Origin of the sequence: Planococcus soli, assembly GCF_016881065.1 — a bacterium.
GTDB classification, from domain to species: domain Bacteria; phylum Bacillota; class Bacilli; order Bacillales_A; family Planococcaceae; genus Planococcus; species Planococcus soli.
Window position 1 is genome coordinate 82982 of sequence record NZ_WXYN01000007.1, and the last position, 20787, is coordinate 103768.

The following is a 20787-nucleotide window of genomic DNA, read 5'->3' on the forward strand; positions in this document are numbered from 1 at the left end:
TGACGAATATGGAACTCTCGTCATTGCAGTTTAGTTGCGCTGACTTGCATTTGCCGATAGGGCAATTGGATTCACGTGTACTTCTCAGTGAATTTTTTCGTTCTGCAGCCAGGCTTTCAATTGCACTTCCACAAAAAACTTACGGCTTACTGTTTGAAACACTTTCCGGATAGAAACCCGAGTAACGATGGTTCCTGACAAGAGTGAATATCGTCAGTAAAGCAAATTTCCCGCCAAGGCTGTGCAGTTTCTCGTCTGAAGGCGATTCTGGATTGAATCCAGTCGTATCTTCCGACGGTGATTCCGCCTTGTACTTTTATATTACCCATCCTTCAACTAGAACTAAACCTATTTTTTTAATTTTTTTAATAAATTCTGAATAATATTTTTACTTTTCACCTCCTTCCCTCTATACTAATAATTAGTTCGAAATCCGTAATACATAGAGGAGAGATCATATGGTTAAAAGTTTGCCCGTACGCTCAGCCATTTCCGCCGAAGAAAAATGGAATTTATCCAGTTTATTCAACAGCGCTGCCGAGTTTGATCAAGCCCTGGAAAGCTTGGAAAAGGAAGCAGAAGTCTTAAATCAAAAAACGCAAGGAACCATCGTCGATGTGCCAACTACCATTCAGGCGTTAACGGATTACATGGCTTTTCTCGAAAAGTTAGTTATAGTAAGCACCTACGCAAGTTTGACGATCAGCACAGACCAAACCAATGATGAATCTCAATTGCAGGCCAGCAAATTCAGCGCTGCATCAGCCAAAATCAGCAGCAAGCTGTCTTTTATCAACAGCGAGCTTCTTGCTTTGCCGAAAGAAACCTTAGAGCAGGCAATGCAGGAATCTGCAGAGTTCAAAGTATTTCTTGAAAAGCTGCTTCGCAGAAAGCCCTACCAGCTGCATCCTGAAGTGGAAAAAAGCCTTGCTGCTTATTCTTCCACTTTCAGTGCGCCCTACGGCCTTTACAACACGACGAAAATGGTCGATATGAACTTCGAGGATTTCGAAGTAAATGGCCAAACCTATCCGCTCAGCTATGTTTCTTTTGAAGGAGACTGGGAAGCAGAGCCGGATGCAGAGCTTCGCCGGGCAGCGTTTGATGCTTTTTCCAAAAAGCTCAAAGATTATCAGCATACGACCGCGAAAACTTATGACATGCAGTTGCAGACAGAAAAAACCACAGCAGACCTTAGAGGCTATGACAGCATTTTCGATTTTCTTCTATTCAATCAGGAAGTCGACCGCTCACTTTACAACCGCCAAATTGATTTGATTACCAAGGAACTGGCACCGCATATGCAGAAGTACGCCAAGCTATTGCAGAAAGCTCATGGCTTGGACCGCATGACGTTCGCCGATTTAAAAATTTCTTTAGATCCGAGCTACGAACCGGAAATCACTGTGGAAGAATCCAAAAAATACATTGACGATGCACTTTCCATTATGGGCACAGACTATATTGAAATGGTTGACCGGTCGTATTCTGAACGCTGGATTGACTTTGCGCAGAACAAAGGAAAATCGACCGGAGCCTTCTGTTCAAGTCCATACGGTGACCATCCCTATATTTTGATTTCCTGGACCGGCCGCATGAATGAAGTCTTTGTGCTTGCCCACGAACTTGGACATGCCGGCCATTTCTATAACGCCAACCGTGAACAGAACATCTTTAATGCGCGGCCGTCACTTTACTTTATCGAAGCACCATCGACAATGAATGAAATGCTGGTCGCCAACCATCTGCTGAAAAGTTCGGAAAATCCAAAATTCAAACGTTGGGTGATTTCATCGATTGTGGCCAGAACTTATTACCATAACTTTGTCACCCACTTGCTGGAAGCTGCCTATCAACGCAAAGTGTATGAGCGGATCGATGAAGGTAAAAGCGTCAATGCCGGCATTTTAAACGCCATTAAACGCGGTGTGCTGGAAGACTTCTGGGGAGATGCCGTTGACATTACAGATGGCGCCGAGTTGACTTGGATGCGCCAGCCGCATTATTACATGGGCTTGTATCCGTACACCTACAGTGCGGGATTGACCATCTCTACTCAAGTTTCCAAAAGGATCTTGAATGAAGGCCAGCCGGCTGTAGATGATTGGCTGGAGGTTTTAAAAGCCGGAGGCACCAAAACACCGGTGGAACTTGCGAAAATGGCCGGAGTCGATATCACGACCGAACAGCCGCTGCGCGACACTATCGCTTATATCGGCGAACTGGTGGACGAACTCGAGCGTCTGACAGAAGAAATCGAAAATGGCTAAAGAAAAGCCATGCGGATGATTTAGACTAAACCGCTGCAAACTCGTGTGAGCGACCACAAACAGAAAATCCATGTATCAGAACCAGAAAAAACTCGTTGCCGACCCGGCAACGAGTTTTTTTATAAGACCTTATCAAAATGACCTTAAAAAATCAGCGTGCCTGCAACGCAAGACTAGATCCGCAGCAACAAAACGGTAGATTGCTGCAATGAAGCCAGGAAGATTTTTTTAGGCTTTCTTTTTACGCCACAGCAGGAGCTGCTCCACAAAAATAGCTATGATGGTACCGGTGATCAAACCGTTCGATAAAGTAGCAGCCACAACAGATGGCAGGTTCGCCATGCTTTCAGGCGGAACGAACATGATGCCGACCCCGCTCATCAAACCGAACGCCGCCACTTTGTAGGAATGCTGCCTGTTTTTTTCATTTTCCAACTCCGTAAAGGCCATCTCCACCATCTTGGTGAATACGGCAAAAATGACCGCATACGCCACTGGAGCCGGCAAAGAAGCAAGAATAGCCATCACTGACGGAAAAAAACTGATCAGCACGACAATGACGCCACCGAAGATGAACGACCGGAGCGCTGGGGTTCTGGTAGCGCTGACAAACCCAGCTGCCCCTGAAATTGGCACGGGACCGATGGATGAAAACAATCCGGCAATGATGTGGTTGATGCCTGAAGCTGTTGAAGCCTGTTTGATGCGGTCCGGCGTGTGAATCGAGAAGGAATTCTTAAGCACGCTCTCCATTACCCGAATCGATGCCATCATATTGGCAATCAGCAGGATGGTTAAGAAAAGGGCCGTAACAAACATCCCACTATCCCAGATCAGCGGTCCAAAAACCAGCATTTCCGGCAACGAAACCAAAGTATTCACCCCGCTTTCCGCTTCAGGTGATTTGCCGAGAATCCAGAAAATCAGCCAGCCGGCAGTAATCGAAAATAGGATGGAATAGCGGCTGACCCAGGGCATTTTGTGGCCCATGCAAAAAAAAGTCAGTAAGATGACCACAATGCTGCCCATCAGCACTAGCCCGTCCACCGGATCGCCTTTCGAAACAATTCCCAACAAGCCCGCCAAGATCGACTCGCTGATTTGGAGCACCAATAGCAGCAGATAAACAAAAGTGATGGTCGGTGTAAAGAAAATCTTAAGCTTATCAACCAAGCCGGTATAAGCAAATACGATGAACAGCACACCGCTGTACAACAAGCCGCTTTGCAGCGCTTGAAGCGATTCTTCCATAGAGCCATACAGAATTCCAACCAATCCTGCGTAAACAATGAAAATTCCCCACCATAAACCGGCCGGCCCTTCGTTGATCGGCATGCGGTGGCCGATCGAAGCTTGAACCAGGCAAGCGATGCCCAGCACAAACATGGTTCGCTGGACGAATAGCGCTGTATCCGCCGTATCCATTCCAAAGATGCTGGCAATGGCAATTGGTGCTGCGATAGAAGAGGCAATCAAAAAGACCGCCCATTGCACACCGCCAAAAATATTTTTCATAAGCGCTTCCCCCCACTTCTTCATTCTGTCAATTGCTTACAGTATAAACCTTTTGAAAAGCTCAAAAAAAGACCCGACAATTGTCAGGCCTTCGGTTTATTGCGTGCTGCTTTTTGTTCATTTACCTTGCGTACCGTTTCTTGCGGATCAGCATCGCCTTCAGTTTGTTTGTCCGGGTCAAAGCCGTCTCTGTAGACGACCGGGTATCCCTGTTCTTCCAACTGTTTGACTTGCTTGCGTGATGCTTTAATCAATAACCGCACTATCAGCACAGATAAAATGAATATAATAACGACAGAAATAATCCCTGGGATGTATTCCGATTTGTCTTCAGGAAAATATAAAAAATCCATTGTGTTGATTCCCACCTTTAAACCTCAAGTTTCATCTTATTATACATGATTCTTGCTTCCATTCTTTTTAGGAACGTGAACATTTCATGGCAAGTTCCGTTAGATTTCCACGCGGTTCATGCCAAACAAAAACCGATCCAAAGAAGATCGGCTTTTCCAGAAGATTAATGGTTTTCAGAAACGACGGTGAATCGTCTATTCTTATGTTCACCGCTTTCGATTTCATCGACTAGGGCAATGGCATAATCCGCATAGCTGATATAGCTTTTTCCTTTGCTGTTAACAATAAATCCATCATCGCCTTTTTGGTAGCGGCCAGTGCGGCGTCCCTCCGGATCGAAAAATGCTGCAGGGCTCAAAAAAGTCCATTGAACTCCTTCTGAAGCTTCCAGGTCTGCCAGATTTTGCGCCTGGCCATTAGCGATCGATTTAAATGCTTCAGGAAACTCAGGGGTTTCTGCCAGGCGGGTTGTGCGCGCTTCATCGACGAACAAACTGCCAGCTCCCCCGACTACAATCAAACGGGTTTCATGGGCTTCTTTCAGTGCGTTAATCAGAATTCTTCCAGCTTCGATATGCTGTTCAGCTTTTTCAGGCGGAACCCCGAATGCATTGACCACTACGTCAAAGGGAGCTAAATCTTCTGTCGATAAACTGAAAACATCCTTCTCCAGCACCGGTATATCCTGGTTCTCAACCTTTTGTGAATTTCTGACGATGGCCGTTACTTCATGGCCTCTTTTCACTGCTTCTTTTAAGATTAAATCACCGGCTTTTCCGGTCGCACCAATAATCCCTATTTTCACTTACTTCCCCTCCAGTCTCTATAATCTGTATAGATGAACAAAAAGATTAGCTTTATAACAAGCGGGTCGGCTTTTACACATTTGAAGTGGCAGAATCTTGTTGGATCACGTTAAATCGGCTTGCAGCCTGCTTCAATACTTCAAATGAACGTTTTCTTTTTTCCTGGTCGTAAATATAGGAAACCGCAATCACTTCATCGATCTGCAGTTCCGCTACAAATTTCCCTAAATGCTCGCTGATGGTTTCTTCATCGCCTTGGAACGTATATTGAGACATTCCGCGCACCATCATTTCCTCACGGTAGCTCCATTGGCCGTCCATTGTATCGAGTGGCGGCTGCAGCAGATTTTTGCTGCCTCTCACGACATTCAAATAAAATTGATCACTGGACGTTGCCAGTTTATCAGCTTCTTCGTTCGAATCAGCCCCAATGACATTGACGCAGACCATCACATACGGCTCAGCCAAGTATTCAGAAGGCTGGAACTCGCTGCGGTAAATCTGCAGTGCCTGCTTTAGCTGCTGCGGTGCAAAATGCGCCGCAAACACGTACGGCAAGCCAAGGCTGGCAGCAAGCTGAGCACTTGAAGTGCTGGACCCAAGAATATAAACCGGCACTCCGGTTCCTACACCCGGATGTGCCCGGACAGGTCCTTGCTCATCAAGCGGTTTCAAGTAATTTTGCAATTCGATAACATCCTGCGGAAAAGCAAACGCTGTTTCCTGGGTGGTTCTGCGAAGTGCATGTGCTGTCTGCATGTCTGTTCCTGGAGCGCGTCCAAGACCCAGATTCAATCGTCCCGGATGCAGGGTTTCCAACGTACCGAATTGTTCTGCAACAACCAAGGGTGTATGGTTTGGCAGCATAATGCCGCCTGACCCTACTTGAATGGATTCGGTGTTTTCAAGCACTTTGGAAATCAAAATTGCTGTAGCGGAGCTTGCAAGGGTGGCTGTATTATGATGTTCGGACAGCCAAAACCGCCGATAGCCAAGCTTTTCTGCATGCTGAGCAATAGTAACCATTTCATCTAGGGCATCTTTCGTTGTGCCTCCTTCACGGACCGGAACCAAATCCAGTACGGAAATCGGAAATAAATCTATGGGTTGCGACATTTGTTTAACTTCCTTTCGTCCTTCTTATTCTCTAAGGATAAAAGGAAAATATCTGGTACACAAACTATCTGCCTGCCCATCAGCGATTCAGATTTCGTAGCTCTTTCCTATTACAGCAAATTCGACTTCACCAGAGTAACTGGACTTTGCTGCCTGCAAAATTTCATCCAGCTCCCCGTACTGCGGCAGATGGGTCAGCAGCAATTGTTTGGCACCTGCACGTTCAGCCAGCTCCCCAGCCTGGCTGCCGCTTAAATGCCCTTGAATAATTCCGATGTATTTTTCGTAAAGATTCGATTCGGCAACAAGCAATTCTGCTCCTCGGGAAAAATCAACCAGCTCTTCTTTCCAGCTTGTATCTGCCGTAAACACCGCGGTCCGGCCGTTGGCAGTGAATTTCATGGCCAGGCAGTACACCGGATGAACCGTTTCACAGAATGTCACTTGCCACGGACCCAGTTCAAGCGTTTCCGAAGCCTGAATGGCGCGCCCTTCCGTAACGCCTTTATAAGACAGCTTCTCGAACTCATCAGGATCCTTGTCATGGGCATGGATAAACAATGGAGTATCCCATTCTTTCAACTGCATGCCTACCATAGCGGCATGCTGCAGTACGCCAATGTCAGCAATGTGGTCCGGATGATAATGGCTAATGATAACAGCATCTAAATCTTGCAATTTTGTGTAATTCTGAACTGCCGCCAATACTCCGCTGCCGCAATCAATCAGACAGCGGAAACCGTCCTGCTCAATCAAAAAGGCCGAAGTTGCTTCGTTTTTATTGGGATAGCCGCCCCAAATGCCAATCGGTATGATTTTCAAAAAACCACTCCCTGTCTCTAATTTTCTTCAGTATAACCGATTCTTTAAAGTTCCTGTTGTTTAATCCTCTACTCGTGGTGGTATGCATAGAAGTAAGATAGAAATTTACTTGGAGGGATTACATTGACTTTAAAAATGACAGTTGAAAACGCAGTGCAAGCAAAAAAAGAAATCGAGAAATTAGAGACGCAAGGATACACGCACGATGATATTTATATTTTTGCGCATGATAAAAAACGCAACAAGGACATTACAAAAGCCTTAGACACAGAAGAGGTTGGCGTGAAAGAACAAGGCTTCCTAAACAGCATGAAAAACATGACCAGCTCACGAGGCGACGAACTTCGTGCGAAACTGGCAGCTGCTGGGTTATCTGATCAGGAAGCTGAGCAGTACGAAGAAGAGCTTGATAAAGGCAAATTGGTTATTGTCGCGAATAAAAACGTTAATAATTAATTTCCAAAGCATCACCTATATATTAGGTGATGCTTTTTTATGCAAAAAACTTGACTTGGTTGTTATTATTTAATTATTCTAATATGTTATTTTTAACCAAATGCAAGCATAGGTATATTGTGTTATATATAGCATTAGAACCTTTTTTACGTTGTATCCCCTTTCAATTTTTGCTATATTTAGATAGGGATTTTTTAATTTTTAAAAAACTTATCCATGCATCAATTTGCATCAAGGGGGAACAACATGAAAAGTTTAAAAATGGGGAGCGCCTTTGTCGGCATTATTGTCGGTGCCGGATTTGCTTCTGGCCAGGAAATTTTACAGTATTTCACCAGCTTCGGCTATATGGGGACAGCCGCAGCCATTCTTGCAACCGCTTTATTTGCGTATCTGGGGATGAGCTTGACCCGACTGGGAAGCCGTATGAAAACCACTTCACATAAAGAAGCTGTTTTTGGCATTAGCGGGAAGATAATTGGGACTATCGTTGATTATATTATCATCCTTACTTTATTCGGCGTGGGAGTCGTAATGATTGCTGGAGCAGGTTCTATCTTTTCACAGCAATTTAATTTGCCGGCACCGCTGGGCAGTACGGTTATGGTCATTCTGGTCGTTTTGACCATTATGATGAACGTCCAAAAAGTTATTGCCATTATCGGCAGCATTACACCGTTTCTGATCATCGCAGTTATCGGTCTGGCTGTTTACAGTTTGATAACGATGGATTCCACGTTTGCATCCTTGAATCCAATCGCCAACGAACAAACGTCGACTTTGCCAAACTGGTTCCTGTCTGCGATCAATTATGTGTCATTCAACATCGCAGTCGGTGCTTCAATGGCCATCGTCATGGGTGGAACGGAAAAAGACGAGAAAGTTGCTGCACGCGGAGGTTTGATCGGCGGCTTGATTCTCGGAGGCCTGATTATTCTGAGCCACTTGGCGATTTTCTCCAAAGTGGATGTTGTCGGCAGTGCAGAAATGCCATTGCTGCAAATTGCCGATGACATTTCACCGGTTCTCGGGGTCTTTATGTCGGTCATCCTTTTCGGCATGATTTACAATACGGCAGTCAGTATGCTGTTTTCGTTTTCGGCACGCTTTGTCGTAATGGGCACAAAAAAATTCCGCATATTTGTCATCATCGTTGGAGTTGTCGCTTACATCTTAAGTTTTGTCGGATTTACCGAACTCGTAAGTCTGTTTTATCCAATCGTTGGCTACCTCGGCTTCTTCCTAGTTGGAGCGTTAATTTTTGCCGACATCCGAAAACCGCATAAAAAGAAGCATTCCTAAGCGGGTTTTACCCGCTGACAACCAAGCCGCCAAAGCCTGCTGCACTGCTTTGGCGGCTTTTTTATGGTACCGTTAATTTAGAAAAGTGGAAGCGGCCATGTAGATTCGTCAGGCATAAGCCACTCTGGCGAAGCGGCATGTTTTCAGCCGCACAGCCAGAGTGGCTTATGACCCCGAGAATCTGGCCGCTGAAGTCTGGACAAAGAAAAGCCGAAGCGGTCCAAGATAATCTGGCCGCTGGATTCTGGACAAAGAAAATCGGAGGGAGCCTCCTTATGAATCAGTTTATCAAAACACCGGAACAACAAGCATTAATCGATCAACTTCGTGCTCTGCAGCCCGCTTTCCAGGCGCGCGAGCCGGAACTGGATGTACGCGATTCCTTCCCTTTTGAAAATATCAAAGATCTGAAACAACTGGACTATCATACCCTTACCTTGCCGCAGGAACATGGCGGCCAAGGATTCGGGCTGTATGAATATGTATTGGCACAGGAAGCCATCGCTGAAGGGTCTGGAGCAACCGCACTTTCAATCGGCTGGCATGTCGGCATTGTTCTGGAATACGCTGAAAATCGCCATTGGCAGCCTCAATCCGCTGATTGGCTGATGGCAGAGATTGCAAATGGCGCACTCATCAACACGGCAGCAACAGAAGCCAATGCCGGCAGCCCAGCCCGAGGCGCCTTGCCGCAGACCACCGCTATCGCTGATGGAAATCACTATATCGTCTCTGGCGAAAAAACTTATACTTCCATGGCCCCCGCACTCGATTATATTTTCGTGACCGCGGCAACAGAAACGGATGAAGTCATCACCGTTATCATTCCGCGCCACGCCGAGGGAGTGTCGATCGACGAAACTTGGGACATGCTCGCTATGAGAGGTACTGCAAGTCACACACTGGTTCTCGACAGCGTTCGGATTCCAAACACCCATATTTTAAAACCAGCCGGAGTCACGGCTGCTGCTAAAGGCTGGCTGCTTCATATTCCCGCCTGCTATATTGGAATTGCTTCGGCTGCACGAGCCTATGCAGTCGAATTCGCCGCCAACTACAGTCCGGCATCTCTCGACAAGCCAATTGCAGAGACACCCCCCATCCAGCAGACCATTGGTGAAATGGAACTTCAGCTCGCCACTGCCCGCCATCTTCTATATGGCACTGTAGAACGTTATGTGCACGCTGCCAACAAAGCGGAAATGGAAGAAGCTTTGAATATCACGAAAATAGCCGTTACTCAAGCAGCGATGGAGATTGTTGACAAGGCCATGAAAATCGTTGGCTCCCGTGCCCTTTCCGAAGAAAATCCGATGCATCGCCATTACCTCAACGTTCGTGCAGGGCTCTACAATCCGCCGATGGAAGACATGGTCAAGGCCCAATTGGCGGCGCAGGCAATCAATGAATTTACACAACATTCAAAAACAGAGGTGAAATAAGCGATGGAAACAACCGTCTGGATCAACGATACCGAAATACATGCTTTTAATTTCACAAAAGAATTGAGTAAACAACCCAATTCTCAACAGCGAAAAAGAAAAATCTCATTCGACTTTAAAGTGACCAGCGAAGAATACCATGATATTGCGGTACTGCTGTATGAAATGAATTTCCGAATCCGGGTTCCAGCGCAAAAACTGGAATTCGAGGCTTCCATTTCTAATTATTCTACTTCTATCACCGACTTGTACAAGCCAGGCCAAGTAGCTGATTATTACTTGGAATTAGTGGAGCAGGCTTAGATGGGTTATTGTGTAAAAAAAAAACGGCTGCGATTTCAGAGCCGTAGGATGCAATCCATGACAAAAGAAGTCCGAAACCTCGTACAGGTCTCGGACTTCTTTTTAATTCCGCTTAAAGCGGCTGCCTTTTTTCTTCGTCCGCAGCCTGGCCATGAGCTCTTCTGCTCGCCTCTTTTTCATCAGGCTTGTTTCCTCATCCAAAGTGACTGCCAGTTGACCGTTTTCAGCATCAATGGTAAACCAGGAATTGATCCGGCTTCCTTCTGGCAAGCGATTGGCGGGCAAGACCAATTCGACCCCTTCTTCTTCCACTAAAATGACTGCATAAATGTCGTCTTCAATCCGATCCAGAATCCCTTTCATCGCCTTACCCTCCTATGCATGCCAGACCCTGATCTTGAATATCATTCAGAGTTGCCTGGCCAATTCCTTTAACATCAAGCAATTCTTCCAAACTTTCAAACGGCCGCTGGTTGATGATGGACTGCGCATAAACTTCACCTATTCCTGTAATCTCCTGCAATTCCGCTGAAGAAGCTATATTCAGATCGATGCAACGGTTCTCACCTTCAGTTGGAACCCCTTCCTGCTGTGTTTCCACACTGTAGGACTGGCCATCTGTTTCAACCAGGATAGTGCCATTGACATCTGTTCCGAACACTTCTGCCCCTGCATTTTCTGCAGCTGCAATCACTTCTGCATGCGGATGTCCGTAAGAATTGTCAGCACCCGCACTGTAAATCGCCACTTCAGGAGCTACTGCCTTTAAAAAAGCAGGGCTTGTCGATGTGTTGGAACCGTGATGCCCCAAATGCAGAATTTCCGCTTCGAGTTCCATGCCGCTGTCGATCATTTCCTGTTCCTCTTTAACACCCGCATCCCCTGTGAAAACAAAACGGACGTCGCCATAGGTCATTCTCAATGATACCGACTCTTCATTTGCCGCACCCGTAATTTCGTCCGGGTACAGCACTTCGATCTGCATGGAGCCTACATCAAAATGGTCTCCGCTTCTAGGTTCCACATAATCCGTGCCGCTCGCTTCAATAGCTTGCAGAGCATTAAGGAATGTATTGGAGCTGCTTGTGTTGCCGGACATCCATACTTCTGCAACCTCAAATTCGCCGACAACCTGTGCCAGCTGCCCAATATGGTCTGCATCCGGGTGGGTACCGACGACAATATCAATGTCCTGAATGCCCTGCTGCTTCAAGTAATCCACTGCTTCTGACGAATTCCAATTGCCTGTGTCGATCAGCATCGTAAACCCTTCAAATTCAAGCAACGTGGAATCCCCTTGTCCGACATCAATATAATGCACTGTCAAACCATCCTGGCTAACTTCTTCTGCAGCGGGTTCTTCCGCTTGCGACTGGTCATTTTTTTGATCTGTTTTTTCATTATTGCGTTCTTCCTCCGGCTGTACGGCTATTTGCGTACAAGCTGCAAGCAGCACAAAAACAAGGACTGCCAATATGGTCCATATGATCTTTTTCAAAAACTCACTCCTCTATCTCCAGTGAATTTTACCACAAGCAAATCGAAATGAAAAAGCAGGCCAAGGAAAATCCCTTGGCCTGCTGCCATTTACGTAGACATGTAGTCGCCGCCGTTCATATGCAGAAACTGGCCCGTCATATACGAGTTCTGCGGATCGGCCAGAAACACATATGCTTTCACCAGCTCATATGGCTGTCCCGGACGCCCTGCCGGAACATCTTCACCAAAACCTTCGGCCACATCCGGATTTAAATCACCGAAAGTTTTGGTGATTAAGGGAGTCCAAATTGGGCCTGGCGCAATTCCATTCACTGCAATTTCCTCCCGCACTAAACGCCTTGCCAACGAACGGGTCATGGCCACCATTGCACCATTGGCTCCTGCATAATCAATCAGATCCGAATGGCCGCGGTAAGCGTTAATGGAGGCTGTATTGATAATCCGCGAACCTTTTTTCAAATGCGGCAAGGCTGCCCGTGTTAAATAAAACATGGCAAATGCCTTAATTTCGAACGTTTTCAGCATCTGCTCATCCGTAATATCCAAAGGGGAAGTTTGGGGATATTGGTAGCCGGCATTGTTGACTACTATATCTACCTGCCCAAATTCTGCTAACGTAAATTGGACCAGTTGGTCGCAATTCTCCGATTTCCCCAAGTCACCGCTTAGCGCTTTGGCTTTGCCGCCATAGCTTTCAATCAGCTGAATGGTTTTTTGTGCGCCTTCGTCGTCACCGAGATATCCGATGACAACTTTTGCACCTTCCTTAGCATAAGCAATTGCCACCGCCTGGCCAATGCCGCTGCTGGCACCCGTGACAATAGCCACTTTCCCGACGAGTACCCCACTGGCTTTATAGTCTTTCAAATCAGTGTTGTCGAATTCTTTATCTGCCATATTCCCACCCTTTCAACTTCTAATACAAACTGGGAATTTTCGTTAAATGCCAGACATCGTCTGAATACTGCTGGATGGTGCGATCGCTTGAAAAATATCCGGAAGCTGCGATGTTTTTGACACACATTTCAGCCCATTTTTCAGGATGCGCATAAGCGTTTAAAATCTGTTCATGCGCTTTTGAATAACTGCGAATATCTTTTAATACAAAATAAGGATCGCCGTCCCCCAACAATTGTTCCACGATAAAATCGACATTTGTTTTGCCTTCTGTCCATTCCCCTTTGATCAGTTCTTCCATCAATTGTGCAATTTCCGGGTCCGAATCAATTATGCTCTTCGGATTGTAGGATTTTTCCTTTTCGTGTTGCATAACTTGCTCGGCAAGCATGCCAAAAACAAAAGCATTCTCTTCGCCGACCTGTTCAAATATTTCGACATTCGCACCATCAAAAGTGCCAATTGTCAGTGCACCATTCATCATCAGCTTCATATTGCCTGTTCCTGAAGCTTCTTTGGATGCCGTTGATATTTGTTCACTGACATCTGCCGCTGGAATCATGTATTCCCCCTGTGTCACGTTGTAGTTTTCAACAAAAACAACATGAAGGTGTTTTCTTGCTAGAGGGTCATTGTTCACTTTTGCTGCTACTGTATTGATCATTTTGATGACTTGTTTAGCAAAATGGTAGCTGGGAGCCGCTTTTCCACCGAAAAAGAAAGTTCGCGGATATGGCCGATACGTCGGATCCCGTTTAATCCGATCGTACAGCATCTGAATGTGAAGTATATTCATCAACTGGCGCTTATAACCATGGAACCTTTTGATGTGAATATCAAAAATTGAATCCTGATCCACGATGACATTTTGGTTTCTTTGGAGATGATGGATCAACTGCTCTTTTTTCAAGCTCTTGATCGCTTGGAAATCCTGAAGAAATGAATGGTTTTGCGAAAAGTAATGCAACTCGCTCAAGCGTTCAGGTTCTTTAACCCATTGCGGCCCAATCGTATCCGTAATCAGCCCGGACAACTCATGGTTAGCTTTTAGCAACCACCGGCGATGGGCAATGCCATTAGTCTTGTTATGGAACTTATTCGGAAATTGTTCACTCAATTCTTTCATTTCACGTTTTTTTAAAATCTCGGTGTGCAATTTTGCAACGCCGTTCACTTTATAGCTTCCTACTACCGCCAGCACCGCCATCTTAATGACGCCATTTTCGATAATGGATAGTTTATGAAGGGCTTCATCATCCAGTTCCTGCTCCTGCAGGCTTTCTTTAAAGCGCCGATCGATTTCTTCAATGACCATATAAATTCTTGGAAGCAAAGTTTGGATCAGCCGACTGTCCCATTTCTCCATTGCCTCTTCCAGGATCGTATGATTTGTATAGGAAATAGTGCGGGTAGTGATATCCCAGGCTTGATCCCAGCTCAAGGCATGATGATCCATCAACAAGCGCATCAATTCCGGAACTGCTAGAGCGGGGTGCGTGTCATTGATTTGGATGGCAACATTTTCAGGAAGTTCCTCTATAGAGAAGCTGCCCTCATTCAAAATAGTTTGAAGTGATGCACTGCATAGGAAATATTGCTGTTTCAGGCGCAGAATTTTTCCGGCTTCCAAGGAATCATCCGGGTAAAGCCGATCAGTGATTTTAGCAGTATCGTGCTCATAGACCGCATAATCTTTATGGCCGGGTAACGGACGATCAGAAACTTCCGCCTGCCACAATCGCAGGGTGTTGACCGTACCGCCGTTTGCCCCTACAACCGGCATATCATAAGGAACTGCTTTGACCCATTCTGGTTTTTCCACTTTGACTTTAAGCCCATCCATCCCCATGACCAATTGGACCTCTCCGTAATATGGAACCTCTACCACCAGATCCTCGCGGCGAACGTCTACATTGTGTTTTTGTTGGATCCACTGGGTCGGCTGTTCTGTCTGGTAGCCATTCACAAAATGCTGCGTGAACAAACCGCCTTTGTATCTGAGGCCGTAGCCGTTTCCAGGCAAGCCCAAAGAAGCTAAAGAATCCACAAAGCAAGCCGCCAACCTTCCCAGACCGCCATTTCCAAGACCTGGTTCTGTTTCCAGCTCTTCTATCTCAGATAGTTGAAGACCCAATTCATCAAGCCCTTCTTTTACGGTATCATAAAAGTTTAAATTGATGAGGTTTTGTCCTAGAACACGTCCAATCAGAAATTCAATAGAGAAATAATACAATTGCTTTTCGTTATTATCTTTATATAATTGGCTTGTCCGATTCCAACGGTCCTGTATCCACTCCTGGGTCATTTCCCAAAGGGTTTCATAGGCCAGTTCTGCAGTTTTCCCCATTCCCTTTTGTTCCATTCGAGTGACAAAGCTTTTCTTAAACTCTTCTTTGGAAGAAAACATTATTGACACACCCCTTTAGATTATCCTTTCATAGAGTTTAGCGTATTCTCCCGCAGAGCGCGACCAGGAATAATCACCTTTCATGCCGTTTGTCTTAACGGCTTCCCAATGCTCTGGCTGCTGATAAAAAGCCAGGGCTCGTGCGAGTGCCAGACCAAATGGTTGGCTTTGTGAAAAATCGCTTAAAAAACCATTTCCGGCCTTTAGCTGTTCGTCGTATTCTACTACGGTGTCTTTCAAGCCGCCTGTTTTATTGGCTACCGGTACCGTTCCATAACGCATCGAAATCAGCTGGCTGAGGCCACACGGCTCAAAGTGGGAAGGCATCAGGAAGATGTCTGCTCCTGCATACAGGAGATGGGCGAACGCCTCATCGAAGCCCACATGGATATAGACTTTATCTGGAAAATCAGCTGCCAGCTTCCGGAAAAACTGTTCATACTGGTCTTCTCCAGAACCCAGCAAGACAAACTGAAGATCCTCTTCTGCCAATAATATCGGAAGCACCTCCTCCAAAACGTCAATCCCTTTTTGCCCTGACAGTCTGGAAATCATCGTCAGCAGCGGGACATCCCCGCGCTCCGGTAGTCCAGCTCGTCTTTGGATTGCCCGCTTATTGACCAGTTTGCCTTCCATGCTCATCGCATCAAACTCGTGTTCAATGGACAGGTCCGTCGCAGGATTATAAACTTCGGTGTCAATGCCATTTAAAATGCCAACCAGGTCCTGCTGTCTTTCCTGCAGGAAGCTGTTCAGCTTTTCCCCATAAAAGTCCGTTAAGATTTCATCTCGATAAGTGGGACTGACAGTCGTCACTTTGTCCACATAGGATATCCCAGTTTTTAATGAGTTAAAGCTGCCGCGCCACTCCACAATGCCATCGTCATAATAACGTGCAGCCATTTCAAAATCTTCAAGGAAAACATCTTTTGAGAATTTCCCTTGAAATTGCAAATTATGAATGGTCAAGACAGTTTTCATCGAACGAATGGACGTATACCGTTCATCTTCCTTCAGTAGAAACGGAACCATGGCCGTATGCCAATCGTGCACATGAAGCAGATCTGCCCGCTTTTTCTGGTGCAGGACGATTTCCAGCACCGCACGATTGAAAAAAGCATATCGCTCCGAATCATCTGCCTGACCATAAATTTGATCTCTCTGGAAGTATTTGTCGTTTTCCACAAACAGGAACTTCACACCCGCGTGCTCATATTCAAAAACGCCGAAAGTTTCCGGCAGCCCTTTAAAATCGAACTCCAATGACTCTTTCCGGACAAATTCAGATGCATATTCTTCTGAAATTAAACTGTATTTGGGTACGATGACATTGACTTCATGGCCTAATCTGCTGAGCTCTTTCGGCAACGCACCTATTACATCTGCCAGTCCTCCGGCTTTTGCAAAAGGCGCACATTCTGCTGCTGCCATAATGATTTTCATCGCATGTCCTCCTTAGTGACCTTTTCCCCTTTGCGCAAGACAATCGGCTGTTCAGGTGTCCCATGCAAAACCACCCCTTCACCGATGTAGACGTCTTTATCTGCAATGACATAAGACAAGTCGCAATTTTCTTCAATAACGCATTTTTGCATGATGATGCATTTCTCGACACGTGCACTTTTTTTAATATAAACGGCACGGCTGATGATGCTGTCAGCCACTTGCCCCATGATCGTACTGCCATTTGCGACGAGGGCGCGTTCGACGTGGCAACCGCTTACGTATCGTGTCGGCGGCTCATCCTTCACCTTTGTATAAATCGGACGGTCAGCCAGAAACAGCTGTTTCCGATTTTCTTCATCCAGCAAAGCCAATGATGCCTGAAAGTAACTTTGAACAGAATCGATAATGGCAAAATACCCTTCATATTCATATTCGTTGAATTTATATGGACTCTTCTTTAAATTCACCACATCTTCGACGCTTACCACTTTTTTGTCCCTGTGAGTGCGGATCAATTCAATCAGCAGATCTTTGGACAAAATATAGGTTTTTAAGGAAGCACCTCCACTTACCGCTTCAGTGATATCTGCTCCTGATCGGATATGCTGATCCAGCATGTCTTTGAAATCCAATTGGCTTACAATGAAGCTATTGATGACAACAGCATGCGGCTGAATGCTTTTCGTGAAAAACTGCATATGCTCTTCCAAAGCCGCAAATGCCCCAACACTCGATAATCCGCCATCACGCTGTGTAACTGGAAGGAAAAAAAGGCCATTTTTTCTTCTGTCCAAATCCCAGCTCTTGCCTACACCAATGTGATCCAGCAATGAAGCAAAGGGGTAGGTAGGGAAGACACCTACCGTATTAACACCGGAATTCACAAGATTCGATAAAGGAAAGTCGATTAACCGATAACGCCCCGCAAATGGCACAGAAGAAACGGTCCGTTGCATTGTCAGATCCTGCAGTCCTTCTTTTTTAACAGAGGCGTCTACTACTGCCATTAAATTCATTTTCCGCCACGCTCCTTCCATTCATCCAACTGCTCTTGCGTCAACAAAACCACTTCATCCTTCTGGTTCAATACTTCAAACCCTTCCGGCACATCAAGACGCGGCGGCACAATCGCACGGTGAAGTTTAACGTTTTTACCGATTGTTACTCCGCTCATGATCACACTTTCCGAAACCGAGGCGCCTTCTTCAATCTTCACTTTTTGAAAAATAACAGATTTTGAAACGTCACCAGAAATGACACACCCTTCATTTACCATGGATCCCTGAACATTCCCGGTTTCATTGATGACTTGGGGAGGAAGCTGCGGATTCGAAGAAAAAATACGCCAACCCGGGTCGTGCAGATTGAGGCCAGAATTCAAGTCCAGTAAATCCATATTGGCCTCCCATAGACTATCGACGGTTCCGACATCTTTCCAATATCCTTTGAACGGATAGGCAACCATTTTTTCGCCTTTTTGCAGCATGGCAGGTAAAATGTCTTTTCCAAAGTCATGGGAAGACTCTTCATCTACATTGTCCGTCTCCAAATACTCTTTCAATTTTTCCCATTTGAATACATACACACCCATGGAAGCCAAGTTGCTTTTCGGATTTTCCGGCTTTTCATCAAATTCCAACACATCCATCTCGTCGTTGACGTTAATGACCCCAAATCGGCTGGCTTCTTCCCACGGGACTTCCAGGACGGAAATTGTCACGTCAGCTTCATGCTCTTTATGGTAATCGACGAGTAATTCATAATCCATTTTATAAATATGATCCCCTGAAAGAATCAATACATACTCCGGATCACAGGATTGGAGAAAGCTGATGTTCTGATAAATGGCGCTGGCTGTTCCGGCGTACCATTTTATCCCATCAATTTCCGCGTAGGGCGGGAGCATTGTGACTCCGCCGTTGTGGCGATCCAAATCCCACGGGGTTCCCAACCCGATATACTCGTGCAGAACATGCGGCTGGTATTGCGTCAGCACACCGACAGTTTCGATGCCTGAGTTGGTGCAGTTGGATAACGGGAAATCAATGATGCGATATTTCCCCCCAAACGGAAGCGCAGGTTTGGCTATCGTATAAGTTAATGATTTCAATCGGCTTCCTTGTCCACCGGCCAACAGCATTGCGACTACTTTATCGTTCATCATGCTTCACTCCCATCTTGTTTTTGTTTCCATATGCTCATCGTAAATGCAGGTAAATCCATTTCTACGGAGTACGGAAGATCATCGTATGGATCATCAAAGGTTCCAATAACAGCCTTTGGGGCATCATTTCCTGATGTAAAGATTTTTTTATATTCCGTACTTTTTGGAACCCCCACCTTAAAATTCTCGTACCGGCGACTCGAAAAGTTGCAGACGACAATGCATTCATCTTCTGGCATGAATCCTCTTCGAATAAAGGCAGCCACGCTTTGTTCATTGTTATCTGCATCGATCCAGGAAAAGCCATCCGGATGGTCGTCCAGTTCAAATAATGCTTTTTCTGTTTTGTAAAATCCCAGCAGATCTCTTGTATAATCAGCCATTTTCTTATGTTCTTCAGTTTCCAACGAAGCCCAATCCAACTCTGGTTTAAATTCCCATTCTTCGAAATGGCCAAACTCCTGACCCATAAACAGCAATTTCTTGCCGGGATGGGCAATCCAGAAACCGAGCAGCAGCCGCAATTGCAGAAAGCGTTCATCCAGCGTTCCAGGAAGTTTATTTAATAGGGAGCCTCTTCCATTTACGACTTCATCATGCGACAGCGCGAGAAGGTAGCGCTCCTCGTACTGGTATACGAGAGAAAAGTTCATCTTTTGGTGTGCTTCAGAGCGTTCGGATGGCTGTATTTCCATGTAATCCAGCGTGTCACGCATCCACCCAAAGTTCCATTTATAGTGAAAACCGACACCCCCTTCAGAAACTTCGTGCGTCACTTTTGGGTAATGCCAGGCATCTTCGGCGATCAATAGCACTTCAGGGTAAAATTCTCTTAAACTATTTGTCAGTTTCCTCAGAAAATCAGTGCCTTCCTGATTATGCGGACGCTCTTCTCTGTTTGGGATGAACAATAAACAAACCAATGCATCCATTCGGAAGCCGTCAAATTTAAATTCATTGAGCCAGTAATGCCCGCTCGATATTAAAAAGCTGACGACTTCTCCTCTTTGAATATCAAAATTTAAGGTGCCCCAGTCAGGATTGGCCCCCCGTTCCTCCCGCTCATCCTCGTACAAGGGACTGCCATTAAAGAGAGCTAGCGCGTGTTCATCAACACAGAAATGTCCAGGAACCCAATCCAGAATCAATCCGATTTTATTCTCAGCGCATTGTGCGATAAAGTATTTTAAGTCATCAGCTGTTCCGTAGCGGCTGGTTGGCGCAAAATAACCGGTAGTCTGGTATCCCCAGGATTCATCCAGTGGATGCTCTGTGATGGGCAAGATTTCGATATGCGTAAAGCCCATGTCCAAGACGTACGGAATCAGTTTTGAAGCCAATTCACGGTAGTTCAAAAATCCTCCCTCGGCATTGCGCTTCCATGTCCCGATATGTAATTCGTAAATTGCCATGGGTTTTTCACGGTGGTCATTATTTTGTATTTTCTTTTGCTGCAAAACTGTTTTCGACCATTTATGCTTGGAGGCTGCTGCTACCACCGATTTGGTACCCGGTCTCAATTCGCCTTCAAACGCGTAGGGATCCGACTTCCGCAGCTTCTTGCCATCTCTTGTTTCGATGATATATTCATACGAATAGCCGGTAAGCTTCTGTGGAATTTGTATGTCCCAGATTGTCTCATCGAGAGGATGCTGTTTCATTTGAAAAACTTCTTCTACCATACTTTCAGGACCCGTAAAAGCTACTTCTACATTTGCCACATCCGGAACCCATATCGTAAACCTTGTTGTATCTGCAGCTGCATGTGCTCCAAAATATAGATAAGCGTCTTTCATCAAGCCCGCATGGAAAGCATCCAGCTGTTCCTGAGTAAGACGGCTTTGCAGGTCATTCATCTTGACACCTCCAAATTTTTTACAGTTCCGCGTCTTCTTTTAATTCTACATAAGTATTGTAAATTCCTTGTTAAGAAAGATAATTGTTCAAAAAATTCGATAAATTGAAAATTCTGCTGTCTCTTCGTTCG

At 45.6% G+C, this 20787-nt stretch carries 18 protein-coding genes; 5 read left to right on the forward strand and 13 right to left on the reverse strand.

Annotation, left to right across the window (positions count from 1 at the left end):
- Positions 1-458: 458 nt before the first annotated feature.
- Entirely contained in the window at positions 459-2270 is a 1812-nt protein-coding gene (gene pepF, locus GJB59_RS02760) for an oligoendopeptidase F (RefSeq protein ID WP_142827439.1), read from the forward strand.
- A 228-nt stretch (positions 2271-2498) separates the two neighbouring features.
- On the opposite strand, the gene GJB59_RS02765 is transcribed toward pepF, so the two are convergent.
- The 5 genes from GJB59_RS02765 to GJB59_RS02785 all read right to left on the reverse strand — a co-directional run bounded on the left by GJB59_RS02765 (position 2499) and on the right by GJB59_RS02785 (position 6883).
- Positions 2499-3785 (reverse strand): purine/pyrimidine permease, encoded by a 1287-nt coding sequence (locus GJB59_RS02765; protein ID WP_142827440.1) that lies wholly within the window; start codon positions 3783-3785, stop codon positions 2499-2501.
- Positions 3786-3868: 83 nt separating this feature from the next.
- Positions 3869-4138 carry a hypothetical protein gene (locus GJB59_RS02770; RefSeq protein ID WP_142827441.1) on the reverse strand — a complete coding sequence of 90 codons (270 nt, stop codon included), beginning with the start codon at positions 4136-4138 and terminating at the stop codon, positions 3869-3871.
- Positions 4139-4302: 164 nt separating this feature from the next.
- A complete protein-coding gene (locus GJB59_RS02775) occupies positions 4303-4944 on the reverse strand; it encodes an NAD(P)-dependent oxidoreductase (protein ID WP_142827442.1) in 642 nt (213 codons plus the stop codon).
- Between the two features lie 73 nt (positions 4945-5017).
- Positions 5018-6061 carry an LLM class flavin-dependent oxidoreductase gene (locus GJB59_RS02780; RefSeq protein WP_142827443.1) on the reverse strand — a complete coding sequence of 348 codons (1044 nt, stop codon included), beginning with the start codon at positions 6059-6061 and terminating at the stop codon, positions 5018-5020.
- 87 nt (positions 6062-6148) lie between these two features.
- On the reverse strand, positions 6149-6883 hold the full coding sequence (locus GJB59_RS02785) for an MBL fold metallo-hydrolase (RefSeq protein WP_142827444.1): 735 nt from the start codon (positions 6881-6883) through the stop codon (positions 6149-6151).
- Between the two features lie 123 nt (positions 6884-7006).
- Here GJB59_RS02785 and GJB59_RS02790 point away from each other — a divergent pair, with 123 nt between their 5' ends.
- From GJB59_RS02790 to GJB59_RS02805, 4 genes are all read left to right on the forward strand, one after another.
- Entirely contained in the window at positions 7007-7339 is a 333-nt protein-coding gene (locus GJB59_RS02790; RefSeq protein ID WP_142827445.1) for a YflT domain-containing protein, read from the forward strand.
- Positions 7340-7585: 246 nt separating this feature from the next.
- The gene (locus GJB59_RS02795; RefSeq protein ID WP_142827446.1) at positions 7586-8641 is read left to right on the forward strand and encodes a YkvI family membrane protein; all 1056 of its coding nucleotides are present in this window, start codon (positions 7586-7588) and stop codon (positions 8639-8641) included.
- A gap of 275 nt (positions 8642-8916) precedes the next feature.
- Positions 8917-10083 (forward strand): acyl-CoA dehydrogenase family protein, encoded by a 1167-nt coding sequence (locus GJB59_RS02800; RefSeq protein WP_142827447.1) that lies wholly within the window; start codon positions 8917-8919, stop codon positions 10081-10083.
- 3 nt (positions 10084-10086) lie between these two features.
- Positions 10087-10386 (forward strand): DUF3219 family protein, encoded by a 300-nt coding sequence (locus tag GJB59_RS02805; RefSeq protein ID WP_142827448.1) that lies wholly within the window; start codon positions 10087-10089, stop codon positions 10384-10386.
- 102 nt (positions 10387-10488) lie between these two features.
- On the opposite strand, the gene GJB59_RS02810 is transcribed toward GJB59_RS02805, so the two are convergent.
- From GJB59_RS02810 to glgB, 8 genes are all read right to left on the reverse strand, one after another.
- Complete coding sequence (locus GJB59_RS02810; protein WP_142827449.1) at positions 10489-10749, reverse strand: DUF3006 domain-containing protein; 261 nt, start codon at positions 10747-10749, stop codon at positions 10489-10491.
- Positions 10750-10753: 4 nt separating this feature from the next.
- Complete coding sequence (locus GJB59_RS02815; protein ID WP_142827450.1) at positions 10754-11884, reverse strand: MBL fold metallo-hydrolase; 1131 nt, start codon at positions 11882-11884, stop codon at positions 10754-10756.
- Between the two features lie 89 nt (positions 11885-11973).
- Entirely contained in the window at positions 11974-12783 is an 810-nt protein-coding gene (locus GJB59_RS02820) for an SDR family oxidoreductase (protein ID WP_142827451.1), read from the reverse strand.
- A gap of 19 nt (positions 12784-12802) precedes the next feature.
- Positions 12803-15190 (reverse strand): glycogen/starch/alpha-glucan family phosphorylase, encoded by a 2388-nt coding sequence (gene glgP, locus GJB59_RS02825; protein ID WP_142827452.1) that lies wholly within the window; start codon positions 15188-15190, stop codon positions 12803-12805.
- Between the two features lie 15 nt (positions 15191-15205).
- Complete coding sequence (locus GJB59_RS02830) at positions 15206-16633, reverse strand: glycogen synthase (protein ID WP_142827453.1); 1428 nt, start codon at positions 16631-16633, stop codon at positions 15206-15208.
- On the reverse strand, positions 16630-17652 hold the full coding sequence (locus GJB59_RS02835; RefSeq protein ID WP_142827454.1) for a GlgC family sugar phosphate nucleotidyltransferase: 1023 nt from the start codon (positions 17650-17652) through the stop codon (positions 16630-16632). The genes GJB59_RS02830 and GJB59_RS02835 overlap by 4 nt, the downstream gene beginning before the upstream one ends.
- Positions 17649-18797 (reverse strand): glucose-1-phosphate adenylyltransferase, encoded by a 1149-nt coding sequence (locus tag GJB59_RS02840; RefSeq protein WP_185960018.1) that lies wholly within the window; start codon positions 18795-18797, stop codon positions 17649-17651. The genes GJB59_RS02835 and GJB59_RS02840 overlap by 4 nt, the downstream gene beginning before the upstream one ends.
- Positions 18797-20656: a 1,4-alpha-glucan branching protein GlgB gene (gene glgB / locus GJB59_RS02845; RefSeq protein WP_142827456.1), complete on the reverse strand. Its 1860-nt coding sequence runs from the start codon at positions 20654-20656 to the stop codon at positions 18797-18799. The genes GJB59_RS02840 and glgB overlap by 1 nt, the downstream gene beginning before the upstream one ends.
- Between the last annotated feature and the right edge of the window lie 131 nt (positions 20657-20787).

Coding starts and splice junctions, on each gene's coding strand:
- GJB59_RS02830 (WP_142827453.1), bottom strand. CDS start 16,633: ATGAAAATCATTATGGCAGCAGCAGAATGTGCGCCTTTTGCAAAAGCC.
- pepF (WP_142827439.1), top strand. CDS start 459: ATGGTTAAAAGTTTGCCCGTACGCTCAGCCATTTCCGCCGAAGAAAAA.
- GJB59_RS02795 (WP_142827446.1), top strand. CDS start 7,586: ATGAAAAGTTTAAAAATGGGGAGCGCCTTTGTCGGCATTATTGTCGGT.
- GJB59_RS02770 (WP_142827441.1), bottom strand. CDS start 4,138: ATGGATTTTTTATATTTTCCTGAAGACAAATCGGAATACATCCCAGGG.
- glgP (WP_142827452.1), bottom strand. CDS start 15,190: ATGTTTTCTTCCAAAGAAGAGTTTAAGAAAAGCTTTGTCACTCGAATG.
- GJB59_RS02780 (WP_142827443.1), bottom strand. CDS start 6,061: ATGTCGCAACCCATAGATTTATTTCCGATTTCCGTACTGGATTTGGTT.
- GJB59_RS02765 (WP_142827440.1), bottom strand. CDS start 3,785: ATGAAAAATATTTTTGGCGGTGTGCAATGGGCGGTCTTTTTGATTGCC.
- GJB59_RS02835 (WP_142827454.1), bottom strand. CDS start 17,652: ATGAATTTAATGGCAGTAGTAGACGCCTCTGTTAAAAAAGAAGGACTG.
- GJB59_RS02810 (WP_142827449.1), bottom strand. CDS start 10,749: ATGAAAGGGATTCTGGATCGGATTGAAGACGACATTTATGCAGTCATT.
- GJB59_RS02840 (WP_185960018.1), bottom strand. CDS start 18,797: ATGAACGATAAAGTAGTCGCAATGCTGTTGGCCGGTGGACAAGGAAGC.
- GJB59_RS02805 (WP_142827448.1), top strand. CDS start 10,087: ATGGAAACAACCGTCTGGATCAACGATACCGAAATACATGCTTTTAAT.
- GJB59_RS02820 (WP_142827451.1), bottom strand. CDS start 12,783: ATGGCAGATAAAGAATTCGACAACACTGATTTGAAAGACTATAAAGCC.
- GJB59_RS02800 (WP_142827447.1), top strand. CDS start 8,917: ATGAATCAGTTTATCAAAACACCGGAACAACAAGCATTAATCGATCAA.
- glgB (WP_142827456.1), bottom strand. CDS start 20,656: ATGAATGACCTGCAAAGCCGTCTTACTCAGGAACAGCTGGATGCTTTC.